This is a genomic window from Mesorhizobium sp. WSM4847 (assembly GCF_055811335.1).
In genome coordinates this window covers 101,735-115,903 of record NZ_JBVVPY010000006.1, presented here as the reverse complement: position 1 = coordinate 115,903, position 14,169 = coordinate 101,735, and the positions used below count along the sequence as shown (strand labels likewise).

Here is a 14,169-nt window from a genome sequence, read left to right as displayed (position 1 = left end):
GGATTTTTGTTGATTGATCCGTCAATAAAAAATAATCTTGCCGCAACGGACCGGAGCAAAGATGCCGAAAATCGGAATGGAGCCGCTGCGCCGCAGGGCGCTGATCGACGCGACGATCTCGGCGATCGGCGAGCGCGGTTCGCTTGATGTGACGATGTCGGAAATCGCCGGGCGCGCCGGCGTGTCCTCGGCGCTCGCCCATCACTATTTCGGCGCCAAGGACGAACTTTTGCTGGCGACGATGCGGCACATCCTGGCCGAGTTGACCGCCGACATGCGGCGCGCGCTTCGATCGGCCAGCACGCCACGCCAGCGCGTTTCGGCGGTGGTCGCGGTCAATTTCTCCGACGCCCAGTTCCAGCCGGAAACGATAGCCGCCTGGCTCGCCTTCTATGTCGAGGCGCAGAAATCGCGAGCGCTGCGCCGGCTGCTCAAGGTCTATGCGCGACGCCTGCATTCCAATCTGTTGAGCGGGCTGACCTGCATCCTGCCGAGAAGCGAAGCCGACCGCGTCGCCGAGGCGACAGCGGCGCTGATCGACGGGCTCTACATCAGGCGCGCGCTGAAGGACGGCGTGCCCAATGCCGCGACCGCGATCGCGCTGATCGAGGACTATCTCGAAACGAAACTCGGCCGGCGGAGCGCGCAGTGACGTCGAAGCGACCCAATTTTCTGATCGTCATGGTCGATCAGCTCAACGGCACATTGTTCCCGGATGGGCCGGCGGACTTCCTGCATGCGCCGCATCTGAAGGCGCTGGCGGCTCGTTCGGCGCGCTTCAAGAACAATTACACCGCCTCGCCGCTCTGCGCGCCGGGCCGTGCGGCGTTCATGAGCGGCCAGTTGCCGTCGCGCACCGAGGTCTATGACAATGCCGCCGAATTCGCCTCGTCGATCCCGACCTATGCGCATCATCTGCGTGCCGCCGGCTACCACGCCTGCCTGTCCGGCAAGATGCATTTCGTCGGGCCGGATCAGTTGCATGGTTTCGAGGAGCGGCTGACCACCGACATCTATCCGGCCGATTTCGGTTGGACGCCGGATTATCGCAAGCCCGGCGAGCGGATCGACTGGTGGTATCACAATCTCGGCTCGGTGGCCGGCGCCGGCGTCGCCGAGATCACCAACCAGATGGAATATGACGACGAAGTCGCTTTTCACGCGGTGCAGAAGCTTTATGATTTCGCCCGCGTCTCGGACGATGCCGCGCGCCGGCCGTGGTGCCTGACCGTCTCCTTCACCCATCCGCACGACCCCTATGTCGCGCGCCGGCGCTATTGGGATCTCTACGAGGATTGCCCGGCGCTCGAGCCGGAAGTCGGCTTCATCCCCTATGACGAACAGGATCCGCATTCGCAGCGGCTTTACCGCGCCAGCGACTATGACAGTTTCGACATCACCGGCGAGCAGATCCGCCGCGCGCGGCGCGGCTATTTCGCCAGCATCTCCTATCTCGACGACAAGGTCGGCGAACTGCTGTCGGTGCTCGAGCGCACGCGGATGCTCGACGACACGATCATCCTGTTCTGCTCCGATCACGGCGACATGCTCGGCGAGCGCGGCCTGTGGTTCAAGATGTGCTTCTTCGAGGGCTCGGCGCGGGTGCCGCTGATGATCGCCGGAAAAGACATTTCGGCCATCCTGATCGACGCACCGGTCTCCAATCTCGACGTCGTGCCGACGCTTTGCGACCTCGCCGGCATCGACATGAGCGGGATTGCGCCATGGACCGACGGCCAGTCGCTGCTGCCGCTGCTCGACGGCAAGACGCGCACTGAACCTGTGCTGATGGAATATGCGGCCGAAGGCTCCAACGCACCGATGGTGGCGATCCGCGAGGGCCGTTACAAATTCATCCATTGCGAGATCGATCCGCCGCAACTGTTTGATCTTGAATCGGATCCGCGGGAATTGACCAACCTCGCCGCCGACCCGGCGCACGCGGCTTTGGTGGCTTCTTTCACCGATAAGGTCCGGGCGCGCTGGGACATGGCTGCCTTCGATGCCGCCGTACGCGCCAGCCAGGCGCGCCGCTGGGTGGTCTATCCGGCGCTGCGCAACGGCACGCATTACCCCTGGGAATTCCAGCCGCTGCAGAAGGCCTCGGAACGTTACATGCGCAACCACATGAACCTCGACCTGCTCGAAGAGCAGAAGCGCTTTCCACGAGGCGAATGATGACAACCCAGGTCCCCTCCCTCGATCACCTCAAACAGGCCTATGCCGTCACCGCCAAGGCGACGCAGATCACGCCGCTGCTGGGATCGGCGGCCTTGGCCAGAGAGACCGGCGCCTTGCGCGTCTTCGTCAAGCCGGAGTCGCTGCAATGGGCGGGTTCCTTCAAGGTGCGCGGCGCCTATTGGCGGCTGAAGCGGCTTTCGCCCGATGAAGCCAGGAAGGGCGTCGTCGCCTATTCCTCCGGCAATTTTGCGCAAGGGCTGGCCGCCGCCGGCCAGGCGCTGGGCATTCCAGTGACCATCGTCATGCCGATCGACGCGCCGGCCGCCAAGCGCGACGCAACGACCGGCTATGGCGCGCGCGTGGTGCTGACCGACCATGGCGAGCGCGCGCGTGAGGAGGTTGCCGCCGCCACGGCGCGAGAGATCGCCGAGACCGAGGGGCTGGCGCTGCTGCATCCGTTCGATGACCCCGAGATCGTCGCCGGCCAGGCTGGTGCCGGGCTGGAGGCACTCGAGCAACTCGATGCCAGGAATGCCAGCGCCGATCTGCTGTTCTGCGCGGTCGGCGGCGGCGGGCTGATCGGCGGCGTTTCGCTGGCTTTCCACTATCTGTCGCCGGCGACCGAGATCATTGGCGTCGAGCCGGAAGGTTTCGACGGAATGGGCGCGTCGCTGGCGCATGGCGTCATCGAAACCATGCCGATCGGGCCGAAATCGATATGCGACGGGCTGATGGCGCGCAGGCCCGGCGACGCGCCGTTCGCGGCGGTCAGGACCGCGGGCGTTCGCGGCATCACCGTCGACGATCAATCGGTGCGCGGCGCGATGCGCGTCGCCTTCGAACGGTTGAAGCTGGTGCTGGAACCTTCGGGCGCTGCATCGCTGGCGGCGCTGCTCGGCGGCAAGGTGGATGTGAGCGGCAAGAGCGTGCTCGTGGTGGCAACCGGCGGCAATGTCTCGCTCGCCGATTTCATGACGCATATGAACGATGGGCGCATATGAACCATGCTTGAGGCGGATTTCGTCATCATCGGCGCCGGCTCGGCCGGCTCGGCCATGGCCTACCGGCTGTCGGAGGATGGCAAATATTCGGTGATCGTCATCGAATTTGGCGGCAGCGACATCGGGCCGCTGATCCAGATGCCGTCGGCGCTGTCGATCCCGCTCAATATGAGCCTCTACGACTGGGGTTTTGCCAGCGAGCCGGAGCCGCATCTCGGCGGCCGTGTGCTGGCGACGCCGCGTGGCAAGGTCATCGGCGGCTCGTCCTCGATCAACGGCATGGTCTATGTACGCGGTCATGCCCGCGATTTCGACCATTGGGCCGAACAGGGCGCGGCTGGCTGGGGGTTTGCCGACGTGCTCCCCTACTTCAAGCGCATGGAGGACGCCAACGGCGGCGAGAATGGCTGGCGCGGCCACGGCGGCCCGCTGACCGTGCAGCGCGGCTCAAGGACGAATCCACTCTACGGCGCCTTCGTCGAGGCAGGCCGTCAGGCCGGCTTCGAGCTGACCGACGACTACAACGGCGCGAAGCAGGAAGGCTTTGGTCCGATGGAGCAGACCATTCGCGGCGGCCGCCGCTGGTCGGCGGCGAGTGCCTATCTCAGGCCGGCGCTGAGGCGGAAAAATGTAAGCCTGGTCAAGGGCTTCGCCCGACGGGTGATCATCGAGAATCAACGCGCCACCGGTGTTGAGATCGAAGTGCGCAGACGGATTCAGGTGATCAAGGCGCGACGTGAAGTGATCGTTGCCGCCTCCTCGATCAATTCGCCCAAGATCCTGATGCTGTCCGGCATCGGCCCGGCCCAACATCTGAGGGAATACGGCATTCCGGTGATCGCCGACCGGCCCGGCGTCGGCCGCAACCTGCAGGACCATATGGAACTCTACATCCAGCAGGAATCGACGCAGCCGATCACGCTGAATTCGGTGCTGAACCCGTTCTCCAAGGCGCTGATCGGCGCGCAATGGCTGTTCTTCAAATCGGGCCTCGGCGCAACCAACCATTTCGAGGCGGCCGCCTTCGTGCGCTCGCGCGCCGGCGTCGACTATCCCGACATCCAGTATCATTTCATCCCGGCGGCGGTCCGCTATGACGGCAAGGCGGCGGCGAAAGCGCATGGTTTCCAGGCGCATGTCGGGCCGATGCGATCGAAGTCGCGCGGTTCCGTCACGCTGCGCTCGCCCGATCCCGGCTCGAAGCCGGTGATCCGTTTCAACTACATGTCGCATCCGGACGACTGGATCGAGTTCCGCCACTGCATCCGGCTGACGCGCGAGATCTTCGGCCAGTCGGCCTTCGATGCCTATCGCGGCAAGGAGATCTCGCCGGGCTCGCACGTGCAGTCGGACGACGATCTCGATGCCTTCATCCGCGATCACGCCGAAAGCGCCTACCACCCTTGCGGCACTTGCAAGATGGGCCGCAAGGATGATCCGATGAGCGTCGTCGATCCGCAATGCCGTGTCATCGGCGTCGACGGGCTGCGGATCGCCGATTCTTCGATCTTCCCGCGCGTCACCAACGGCAATCTCAACGCGCCCTCAATCATGACCGGCGAAAAGGCCGCCGACCACATTCTCGGCCGCACGCCGCTGGCGCCGTCCAACCAGGAACCATGGATCAATCCGCGCTGGCAGGTGTCGGATCGATAGAACGACGTTCGTCCATTCGGACGCACAAGCGCTCTATCGCTTTTTAGTCCTCGCATCGTGCTTTCCGAAAATCGATTCCGATTTTCGGGCCGATGCGATAAGCGATGATCCGGCGGTGTCTGCCCGCCGGTCGCATCGAAAGACAATTTGGAGAAGGTCCCATGCGCGCCCAGCCAAAGGCATCGCACTATGTCAACGGACGCTACATCGACGATGAGCAAGGTGCGCCGCTGCCGGTCATCTATCCGGCAACCGGCGAGACCATCGCGATGCTGCGTTCGGCGACGCCGAACGTGCTGGAACTGGCGATCGAAGCAGCGCGTGCAGCACAACCGGCCTGGGCGCGGCTGAAGCCGGTCGAGCGCGGGCGCATCCTGCGCCGCGCCGCCGACATATTGCGCGTGCGCAACGCCGACCTGGCGCGCATCGAGACGCTGGATACCGGAAAGGCGATCCAGGAGACGCTGGTGGCGGACGCGCCATCGGCAGCCGACTGCCTCGAATATTTCGGCGGCGCGGTCGCTGCCTATAATGGCGAGTCCGTCGATCTCGGCGGCGCCTTTGCCTATACAAGGCGCGAGGCGCTGGGCGTCTGCGTCGGCATCGGCGCCTGGAACTACCCGATCCAGATCGCCGGCTGGAAATCGGCGCCGGCACTCGCCATGGGCAACGCCATGGTGTTCAAGCCGTCGGAGAACACGCCGCTGTCGGCGCTGGCGCTCGCCGAAATCTACACCGAGGCCGGCCTGCCCGATGGGCTGTTCAACGTCGTGCAGGGCTATGGCGATGTCGGCGCCGGCCTCGTCGGCCACGATGTCGTCGCCAAGGTTTCGGTGACCGGCTCGGTGCCGACCGGCCGCAAGGTGCTGTCGCTCGCCGGCTCGAAGATGAAGCATGCCACCATGGAGCTTGGCGGCAAGTCGCCGCTGATCGTCTTCGACGATGCCGATCTCGAAAATGCCATCGGCGGCGCCATGCTCGGCAATTTCTATTCGGCCGGCCAGATCTGCTCCAACGGCACGCGGGTGTTCGTGCAGAAGGGCATCCACGACCGTTTCGTCGAACGGCTGGTCGAGCGGACCAAGAAAATCCGTATCGGCGATCCGCTTGACCAGGAAACGCAGATGGGGCCGCTGGTCTCCAAGGCGCAGCATGAAAAGGTCATCGGCTATATCGAGGCCGGCAAGCAAGATGGCGCTGTGCTCGCCTGCGGCGGCAATGTACCTTCGCTGCAAGGTTTCCAAGGCGGCTTCTTCGTCGAGCCGACGGTCTTCACCGGCGTCACCGACACGATGCGCATCGCGCGCGAGGAGATTTTCGGGCCTGTCATGAGCGTGCTGAAATTCGACGGTGAGGACGAGGTGATCGACCGCGCCAACGATACCGAATTCGGCCTTGCCGCCGGCGTGTTCACGCGCGACCTGCCGCGCGCCCACCGCGTCATCGCCGAGCTGCAGGCCGGCACCTGCTGGATCAACGCCTACAACCTAACGCCGGTCGAAATTCCCTTCGGCGGCTTCAAGCAGTCAGGAATCGGGCGAGAAAACTCGCTTGCCGCGTTGGCACTCTATTCGCAGTTGAAGTCGGTCTATGTCGAGGCCGGCGACGTCGCGAGCCCCTATTGAGGCTCACCGCGCCGCCGTCCGGAGACCTTAGCCAGAGAACTTAGAACGTCTGGTTGTAGGCGCCGACTTCGGGGCTGCGGCGCAGCACCGCATCGACGGCTTCGAACATCTGCCGGCGCCGTTCGGACGACACCGGGCTCTCCACCACGACGACAAGCTCCGGCTTGTTCGACGACGCCCGCACCAGGCCCCAGGTGCCGTCCTCGGCAACGACGCGAACGCCATTGACGGTGATCAGCTCGGCGATCTTCTGGCCGGCGAAGATGGCGCCGTCATGCTTCATGGCTTGAAAGTCGGAAACGACCCGCTCGACCACGCCATATTTCAGCTCGTCGGCGCAGTGCGGCGACATGGTCGGCGTGCCGAAAGTCAGCGGCAGGTCGCGATAGAGATCGGCCATGCTGCTTGTCGGGCTGCGATCCAGCATCTCGCAGATGGCGATGGCTGTGATCAGACCATCATCATAGCCGCGCCCGATCGGCGGGTTGAAGAAGAAATGACCGGATTTCTCGAAACCGGCGATGGCGCCAAGCTCGGCCACGCGCCGCTTTATATAGGAGTGGCCGGTCTTCCAATAATCGGTGACGGCGCCATCGGCGCGCAGCGCGGCGTCGGTATTGAACAATCCGGTCGACTTGACGTCGACGACGAAGGTCGAGCCTGGATGCAGGCGCGCAATGTCGCGCGCGAGCATGACGCCGACCTTGTCGGCGAAGATCTCGTTGCCTTCATTGTCGACCACGCCGCAGCGGTCGCCATCGCCGTCGAAGCCAAGCCCGACATCTGCTCCTGTCTCCAGCACCTTGTCGCGGATCGCGTGCAGCATCTTCATGTCTTCGGGATTGGGGTTGTAATTCGGAAACCTATGATCGAGCTCGACATCGAGCGGGATCACCTCGCAGCCGATCCGTTCCAGCGCTTCAGGTGCAAAAGCGCCGGCAGTGCCGTTGCCGCAGGCGGCGACCACCTTGAGCTTTCTCGCTATGCGCTTGTCGCGGGTCAGGTCGTCGAGATAGATCTTGCGGAAATCCGCAACGAAGTCATAGGAGCCGCCGCCGACCAGGTCGAAGTCGCCGGCAAGCACGATCGCCTTCAATGCGCTCATTTCCTCCGGACCGAAAGTCAGCGGACGCGCCGCCCCCATCTTGACGCCGCTCCAGCCGTTCTCGTTGTGCGAGGCGGTGACCATGGCGACAGACGGCGTGTCGAGCGCGAACTGGGCGAAATAAGCCATCGGCGATAGCGCCAACCCGATATCCCTAACCCGCGCGCCGGCGGCCATCAGCCCGGAAACCAGCGCCAGCTTGATCGCCAGCGAATAGGAGCGGAAATCATGCCCGGTCACGATATCTGGTCCGGCGCCCAGGCGCCGGATCAGCGTGCCGAGCCCCATGCCAAGCGCCTGGACACCGATCAGGTTGAGCTCCGGCGGCTCGGCAGAGCCCGGATGGCCGAACCACCAGCGCGCATCATACTCACGAAAGCCGGACGCCTTGATCAGCGCCGAGGTTTCAAACTCGAAGGTGTTGGGAAGGGCTTCACTAACGATCTTCAGGGACAAGACAGCAACTCCAAGCGGCTGGATTCAGAGTGGTTTCAACGCAGGTGGCCATGCCTATAACACGAGCCGTTAAGCGGTGTTTATCCCGCAGGGAACTGAAACCTGTATGACGTTAGAGCGAAACGGCAAGAAATGCGACAGAAGCGCTGCCATTGGTGCTTGCAGGAACGAAGTACGGCGGCTATAAGCCCGCGGTCTGGTCACGGAGTGTAGCGCAGCCTGGTAGCGCACATCGTTCGGGACGATGGGGTCGCAGGTTCAAATCCTGCCACTCCGACCAGAAAAAACAATGGGTTAGGCATCCCGAATTCTGCCTGCCCCACAGATATCCCCACTGAAAAGATGGAAAAGCATCTAGGCCGCTCGATGGAGCTGGCAGACGCATAACTATTTAACTGCGACACGCTATTGCTGCCATTTCACCCGCCAACCCCAGGTCGGCTGTTCCGGCACATACCCACTCGCGATTTTGCAGAATCTGAGGCCGCGCCATCTAAACTATGTCTGCTTCGCGCACCATTGGCGCTGTGCCCGGGACTTAGGCGGATCGGACACCGCCGGCACCGGCGAATCGTCCAACGATCTTGCCCAGCGTTCGCAGCGTCCAGGCCAGCGGCGCCAGAACCATCCTCAGCAGAGAAGCCAGGACAAGACAGAGTATAAGGTAGGCCGCAAAGGCGCCGAGCCAGGCCGGGAGACCTGCTTGTTCGGCTATCCAACCGGCCGCGTTTGTCAGAAGGTGAGGTCGCGTGATCGCCACATAGGGAAGTGCGACGACGGCGGCGACACCGGCTGCGGTACCGACGGCGGAAAGCGATTGGAACGCACCTTTGCCTGCAGCCCTCAGATGTGAGATCCGCACAGTTCCGCGACCAGCTGCGGCCACCGGTGCCCTCGCAACCCGCAATGCCTTGGCTGCGGCGCCCATGCCCCCGACGACGATTGCCGCATCGAAGGCCGCCCAACCCATCTCGTCCCAGGTCGGAAGCCGCTCGCCGCGGGTGATCACCCCTTCCAGGTCGGAAACGCCGCCCAGGACTATGTTCTTCGCACCAAGCAGCGTGCGGGTGAGCTGTCTGCGGACTGCTGTTCCGTCAACGATCTCGAACTCCGACAGCATCTCATGCCCGCGATCCTTGAGCTCGCGAATGGCAATAAGCCCATATTGCTCCGGCGAAATCTCGGCGAGGCCGAATCCCACCTGCCGGTCGTCCCACAGGCTCGAGAGGCCCTGACCGATGGTTTCCTGCAACAAGTACTGCGACGATCCATTCTTCACGAAGTAAGCAATCACCGGCACGACCGGATGGCCGAGACGGTCGAAAACCTCCACGAAATCCGCATCCTCGCCATAGACGAGGAGCACTCTGGCTGCATCGTCGCCATATTTCGCCGCTGCCTCATGCCAGCCGAGCCCGCCTGCCGCGCAGGCTGCAAGAACCCATGGCCGAGCCTGCTCCACAGCTTTGCTGCTGAGCGGGCAACGGGTGTCGTCCCGGCGAACTTCCTCCGCCAGCGCGGCTCGCATGACGTCATCCTCGAAGTGATGGGGCTCCAGCCATTCCCATCTGAGCGTCAGGACGATCGCCACAACGAGTGAGGCTGCTAGCAGATATCTCATTCTCAAGGGGGCATCCTCCCGCAGTCATGTCATGCCAAGACGTGCCGAAACTATCAGCCAATCCCGATGAAGCGACCGTTAGTTCTGGGATGTGGTGGAAATTTGCTGGAGGGTGCGCCGACAGCGGACGTTCCGTTTTCCACCAAACCTCGGCCGTTCATGGTCATTTTGGGGCCGAGAGGCGTCCGTCAGCTTTCGGGAATGCGATGTCGAGAAGTTGCCGTTCCGCTGCGCGGGACATGGGATAAATGCCGATACTAGGATTGCGCCGGCGTCTGTTGTGGAGAGTCGGAAGCGGTTGCGTCTGGGGTCACAGGTATCGGCCCAATCAGAGGGACTCTAAAAGCTTGTAACCGCACGCGGTCACCCGTCAATTTCCACTTCGGCTTCGCAGTTTACGGGCGCATTCAAAGGGATGGCCATGCCGATGGACGAGCGGGCGTGGGCGCCAGCGTCAGGCCCGTATAGGCGCAGTATCAAATCGGAATAGCCGTTTGTGACCAGTGGTGTCTCATTGAAACCCGGAGCAACATTCACCATGGCGAAGACGCGCAGCCAAGCAGTAACCCGATCGAGGTTTCCGACGGCCCGCTTGAGGCTCGCGAGATGGGCTAGGGCAACGAGCCGCGCAGATGCGTAACCCTGTTCTGGCGAAACCTCGGTCCCGACCTTGCCGAGGGGTCTTGCCAATGTTCCATCCCGGTTACACGCGACGTGACCCGAGATGTAGGCGCGGCTGCCGCGCACCCGGACCCAGGCGAAAGGCATATGCAGCCCCTCGCGAACTTTCAGAGGCTCGGGCAGTTCCAGGCCCATAGCAGCTAGACGTTGTTCGATGATGGTCATAGAGCACCTCCCGGCCCGATTAGGGTACGATGTCGTCGAGCTCCGGCATCAGCACGACGCTCTCGTTTGCTGCGGGGTCGTTGCGGGCACCGAGGAACTCGGCATTTTCCGTGCTGCGATTGACGGCCACGTGCGGAACGCCGGCCGGAATGAAAAGGTAGTCGCCGGGAAGGACCATATCGCACCGTTCGAGCGCGGCCCCCGACCAGATCTCGATCTCTTTGCCTGCGGTCATAAGAAGGGCTGTCTCGTGCCCCTGATGGCGATGGGCGCTGGTTCGTCGCCCTGCAGGTAGCGAGATTGTTCCGAGCCACAGCATGCTAGATCCGACGCTCTCCGCCGACACTCCCGAGCGATAGACAGATCCTTGCTCGGCGATATAGCTGTCACTCCCGCGTGCGATTTTCGCGGATAACGAAGAAGCATTTTTCGGTTGCATTGTTTCGTTCTTCATCGCTCTCACCACCTCAACTGCTGCATGGAGCTGAATCTGCGCGCGGAGTCGGCACAAGTCCTGAAACGACGCCGAAAAATTCCGAAAAACTGCAAAAATCGGGCGTATCATTCCCAATATGAGCGCCCAGCACCTTGTATTCGGCCCCTTTGAGTTCATTATCGAGGACGGATGCCTTCACCGTGAGAATCGGCATGTCTCCATCGGCACCCGCGGCGCTTCGTTGCTTGCCGCTCTGCTCGCGGCAGATGGGCGTGTCATCACCAAGTCGGCGCTGATGGATGCCGTTTGGCCTGGGCTCGCTGTCGAGGAGAGTAATCTTTCCGTTCAGATTGCTGCCCTTCGCAAGCTGCTTGGCCCGGCATCAGACGGCGGCGACTGGATCGTCACGGTCCCACGGGTCGGATACAGATTTTCCGGTCCGGTAGAGAGCCGGTCCGCCGGACTCGGTAGCGAAGGGCGTTCAGAGGCGAGATCCAGCTCCGCTATTGCAGTACTGCCTTTCGAGAATCTCGGCGGCGGTGCAGAGAGACAGTATCTGGCCGACGGTATCGCCGACGATCTGATCATGGCACTCGCTCGGTTCCGATGGTTCCGCGTCGCGTCGCGCGGGGCGAGTTTCGCAAGGGGGAATGTCTCGAAGGACCCGAAGTCTATCGCGCGCGACCTTGGCGTCGATTTTCTTGTCGATGGAGCCATCCGGCGCGCCGGCGATCGGATGCGGATATCGGTGCACCTCGCGGACGCAATGAAGGGCGCCACCATCTGGTCCGAACATTACGATCTTCCGGTGGCCGAGGTATTTGCTGTGCAGGACGCCATCGCCGAGCGGATCGCAGCGGCGGTCGAGCCCGAGTTGCTGTTGCGCCATGGACTTCAGGTTGCTCCGCACACCGGCAACGTGACCGCCTGGGATCTCGTACGGCAAGGCACATTCAACTTTCACAAGGTCACGCAGCCGACGCACAGTCTCGCACGACAATTCTTCCGAGGGGCAACGGAACTCGATCCCATGCTTCCCGAGGCGCAGATTTGGCTGGCGCGGGTCAACGCAGGCCTCATCGCCTATGGTTGGACGGAAAATCTCGCCGCAGACGGGAAGGAAGGACTCGATGCGGCCCTGCGGGCGATATATCTCGATGCTCGAAATCCCTATGCCCACTATGCGTTGGCGATTGTGTCAGCCTACACAGGCAGGGCCGAACATGCGATCCTCGCAGCGGAACGGTCCATCGAACTCGGTCCGAGCTTTGCCTTGGGGTATCTCGTCCTCGGTATGGCCCGTCTTTTCGTGGGCGATGCGGCCGGTGCGCGAAAGCCGTTGGCTCGCGGCCTCGAACTCAACCCCCACGATCCCCAGAATGCGGTCTGGTTTAGCCTCTTGATGCTTGCGCTGTTCTTTTCGGGCGACGTCGAGGGCGCGCTCAACTCGGGACGCGCGGCGCTTAAGGCGCGGCCTGATTGGCCGGCGCTCCTCCGCATTCAGGCATGCTGCCAAGCAGCCGCGGGACATAATCAGGAGGCTCGCCGCCTCGCCGTCGCTGCAAGCGATCTCCCGGAGCCTGCAGGCGACGCGCTTGGTCCGTTCAGAGATGGGAACAGGGAATGGGCGGCTCGCCTCGAGGGCCTGCTGCGAAAGGCGGAACACGGGTCGGGGCCCATAAACTGAGCGAAGACTCGGATGACGGCTTCGAGCCGCAAACGCGACCCCGTCTAGGTCTGCCGCGTTGTCCGCTTCCAGGCGAAGGCAAAGTTTACCCCTACGACAGAGATTAGGCGCATTGCGGACCAAGCGTTGGGCCGTATGCGACCGGAAGCTTCAGGACAAAAAGACCTGCTAGGCGGATAGTTCGCATGCCGCCGTGTCCGGCTTATAGCGGACATTCGGCAATTTGGCAGCGAATGACCACATTGTGACAATCTTGCCGAAGACGAACGTCTAACCTAAACCTCATCCCAGGACATCAACCAAATTGGAGCCACTGTTTGGGACCGGGCGTAGTTGCGACGTTTGCCCTATCCGGACGTGTGAGCAAATGCCGTGGGCAACCGTGATGCGTGCATTTTTTCGTTCGGTTGCTGCGACGATCGTGATGTCCGGCCTGGCAGGTTGCACGAGCATTTCCTACTATGCACAATCCTTGAAGGGTCACGTGGAGATCATGGCGGCGCGCCAGGATGTCGAAGAGCTGATCGACGATCCTTCGATCCCTGGGACATTGCGCGCTCGAATGGAATCGGCGAGCGCCATCCGACAGTTTGCGATAGATGAACTAGCGCTGCCGGACAACGATAGCTACCGCAGCTATGTCAACGTTGGTCGGGACGCGGTGACATGGGCCATCTTCGCCGCGCCGGAATTCTCGCTGACGCCACGAACATGGTGCTTTCCGGTGTTCGGATGCGTTCCGTACCGAGGATACTTCTCCAAAAGGTCTGCGATTGAAACCGCTGTCGAACTTCAGAGACAGGGCCTGGACGTCTATGTGACGGGCATCACTGCATATTCCACGCTTGGCTGGTCAAGTGACCCGCTGCTAAGCACGATGCTCAGCCAAGATGAAACGTATCTTGCAGGGCTAGTTTTCCACGAGTTGGCCCACCAACGCGTCTATGTGAAGGACGATTCCGCATTCAACGAGGCGTTCGCTGTCGCCGTCGAAACAACCGGCGTGAGAAAATGGCTGCGCGCGGCTGGTGATACCGCCGAGTTGCGCCGTTACAAAGCCGACCGGAGGCGCAGAGCTCAATTTCTTGCGCTGGTGTCGCAGACCCGGGACGAGCTAAGCCATGTCTATGACGGCAGCGCTACCTCTGAGCAGAAGCGGGCCGCGAAGATGGCCGCGATCGAACGGCTGCGGATGCGCTACCGAGAGATGCGCGACAGTCGCTGGCGTGGATACCGGGGATACGATGTCTGGTTCAATGCTCCGATTAACAACGCGAAGCTCGCGGCGACTTCCGTCTACGGCGATCAGGTGGCGACGTTTCTCCGCTTGCTCGATTTGTGTTCGGGCGACTATCCACGGTTCTTCGCGTCGGTTCGACGGATCGGAGCGTTAGACAAGGCTTACCGCGCTGAAGCGCTTAAAGCGGCAGATTCATGCGATCGAGCCGGTCAAATCCGTAGGCCAGAGGCGGCGAATCGGTCACAGATGTACTCGGCAGCCGGCGCAAGTGATTGAATTGACCATTTGGCGGCCGATTTCCCACATACTTTGACG

General features: G+C 62.4%; 12 protein-coding genes and 1 tRNA gene. 8 read left to right on the top strand and 5 right to left on the bottom strand.

Annotation, left to right across the window (positions count from 1 at the left end):
• Positions 1-61: 61 nt before the first annotated feature.
• The 5 genes from betI to betB all read left to right on the top strand — a co-directional run bounded on the left by betI (position 62) and on the right by betB (position 6,463).
• Positions 62-652 carry a choline-binding transcriptional repressor BetI gene (betI, locus tag AC0L28_RS10495; protein WP_287173935.1) on the top strand — a complete coding sequence of 197 codons (591 nt, stop codon included), beginning with the start codon at positions 62-64 and terminating at the stop codon, positions 650-652.
• Positions 649-2,178 carry a choline-sulfatase gene (gene betC / locus AC0L28_RS10490; protein ID WP_287173937.1) on the top strand — a complete coding sequence of 510 codons (1,530 nt, stop codon included), beginning with the start codon at positions 649-651 and terminating at the stop codon, positions 2,176-2,178. Before betI ends, betC begins: the two co-directional genes overlap by 4 nt.
• Positions 2,175-3,182, top strand: coding sequence for a threonine/serine dehydratase (locus AC0L28_RS10485; RefSeq protein WP_473477249.1), 1,008 nt, complete (start codon positions 2,175-2,177; stop codon positions 3,180-3,182). The genes betC and AC0L28_RS10485 overlap by 4 nt, the downstream gene beginning before the upstream one ends.
• A 3-nt stretch (positions 3,183-3,185) precedes the next feature.
• Positions 3,186-4,838 (top strand): choline dehydrogenase, encoded by a 1,653-nt coding sequence (betA, locus tag AC0L28_RS10480; RefSeq protein WP_473477246.1) that lies wholly within the window; start codon positions 3,186-3,188, stop codon positions 4,836-4,838.
• 161 nt (positions 4,839-4,999) lie between these two features.
• Positions 5,000-6,463: a betaine-aldehyde dehydrogenase gene (betB, locus tag AC0L28_RS10475; RefSeq protein ID WP_473477243.1), complete on the top strand. Its 1,464-nt coding sequence runs from the start codon at positions 5,000-5,002 to the stop codon at positions 6,461-6,463.
• A 40-nt stretch (positions 6,464-6,503) separates the two neighbouring features.
• Here betB and AC0L28_RS10470 read toward each other — a convergent pair whose 3' ends face one another.
• The gene (locus AC0L28_RS10470; RefSeq protein ID WP_128168021.1) at positions 6,504-8,024 is read right to left on the bottom strand and encodes a phosphomannomutase/phosphoglucomutase; all 1,521 of its coding nucleotides are present in this window, start codon (positions 8,022-8,024) and stop codon (positions 6,504-6,506) included.
• Positions 8,025-8,227: 203 nt separating this feature from the next.
• Here AC0L28_RS10470 and AC0L28_RS10465 point away from each other — a divergent pair.
• Positions 8,228-8,304, top strand: a tRNA-Pro gene (locus AC0L28_RS10465).
• 258 nt (positions 8,305-8,562) lie between these two features.
• Here AC0L28_RS10465 and AC0L28_RS10460 read toward each other — a convergent pair.
• The 4 genes from AC0L28_RS10460 to AC0L28_RS10445 form a co-directional block, all read right to left on the bottom strand.
• On the bottom strand, positions 8,563-9,645 hold the full coding sequence (locus tag AC0L28_RS10460; RefSeq protein ID WP_473477239.1) for a hypothetical protein: 1,083 nt from the start codon (positions 9,643-9,645) through the stop codon (positions 8,563-8,565).
• 363 nt (positions 9,646-10,008) lie between these two features.
• Positions 10,009-10,491, bottom strand: a complete 483-nt coding sequence (locus tag AC0L28_RS10455; RefSeq protein WP_473477236.1) for a RidA family protein — start codon at positions 10,489-10,491, stop codon at positions 10,009-10,011.
• A 19-nt stretch (positions 10,492-10,510) separates the two neighbouring features.
• Positions 10,511-10,945 carry a cupin domain-containing protein gene (locus AC0L28_RS10450; protein WP_473477233.1) on the bottom strand — a complete coding sequence of 145 codons (435 nt, stop codon included), beginning with the start codon at positions 10,943-10,945 and terminating at the stop codon, positions 10,511-10,513.
• A gap of 13 nt (positions 10,946-10,958) precedes the next feature.
• Positions 10,959-11,141: a hypothetical protein gene (locus AC0L28_RS10445; RefSeq protein WP_473477514.1), complete on the bottom strand. Its 183-nt coding sequence runs from the start codon at positions 11,139-11,141 to the stop codon at positions 10,959-10,961.
• Between AC0L28_RS10445 and AC0L28_RS10440 the strand changes: the two genes are divergently transcribed.
• Positions 11,064-12,614: a winged helix-turn-helix domain-containing protein gene (locus AC0L28_RS10440; protein ID WP_473477230.1), complete on the top strand. Its 1,551-nt coding sequence runs from the start codon at positions 11,064-11,066 to the stop codon at positions 12,612-12,614. The genes AC0L28_RS10445 and AC0L28_RS10440 overlap by 78 nt on opposite strands.
• A gap of 385 nt (positions 12,615-12,999) precedes the next feature.
• Complete coding sequence (locus AC0L28_RS10435; protein ID WP_473477227.1) at positions 13,000-14,130, top strand: aminopeptidase; 1,131 nt, start codon at positions 13,000-13,002, stop codon at positions 14,128-14,130.
• The last annotated feature ends 39 nt before the right edge of the window (positions 14,131-14,169 follow it).

Bases quoted from the DNA above. Each gene is read 5' to 3' on its own strand.
- betI (WP_287173935.1), top strand. From the start codon at position 62: ATGCCGAAAATCGGAATGGAGCCGCTGCGCCGCAGGGCGCTGATCGAC.
- AC0L28_RS10485 (WP_473477249.1), top strand. From the start codon at position 2,175: ATGATGACAACCCAGGTCCCCTCCCTCGATCACCTCAAACAGGCCTAT.
- betA (WP_473477246.1), top strand. From the start codon at position 3,186: ATGCTTGAGGCGGATTTCGTCATCATCGGCGCCGGCTCGGCCGGCTCG.
- betB (WP_473477243.1), top strand. From the start codon at position 5,000: ATGCGCGCCCAGCCAAAGGCATCGCACTATGTCAACGGACGCTACATC.
- AC0L28_RS10460 (WP_473477239.1), bottom strand. From the start codon at position 9,645: ATGAGATATCTGCTAGCAGCCTCACTCGTTGTGGCGATCGTCCTGACG.
- AC0L28_RS10455 (WP_473477236.1), bottom strand. From the start codon at position 10,491: ATGACCATCATCGAACAACGTCTAGCTGCTATGGGCCTGGAACTGCCC.
- AC0L28_RS10450 (WP_473477233.1), bottom strand. From the start codon at position 10,945: ATGAAGAACGAAACAATGCAACCGAAAAATGCTTCTTCGTTATCCGCG.
- AC0L28_RS10440 (WP_473477230.1), top strand. From the start codon at position 11,064: ATGAGCGCCCAGCACCTTGTATTCGGCCCCTTTGAGTTCATTATCGAG.
- AC0L28_RS10445 (WP_473477514.1), bottom strand. From the start codon at position 11,141: ATGCCGATTCTCACGGTGAAGGCATCCGTCCTCGATAATGAACTCAAA.
- AC0L28_RS10435 (WP_473477227.1), top strand. From the start codon at position 13,000: ATGCGTGCATTTTTTCGTTCGGTTGCTGCGACGATCGTGATGTCCGGC.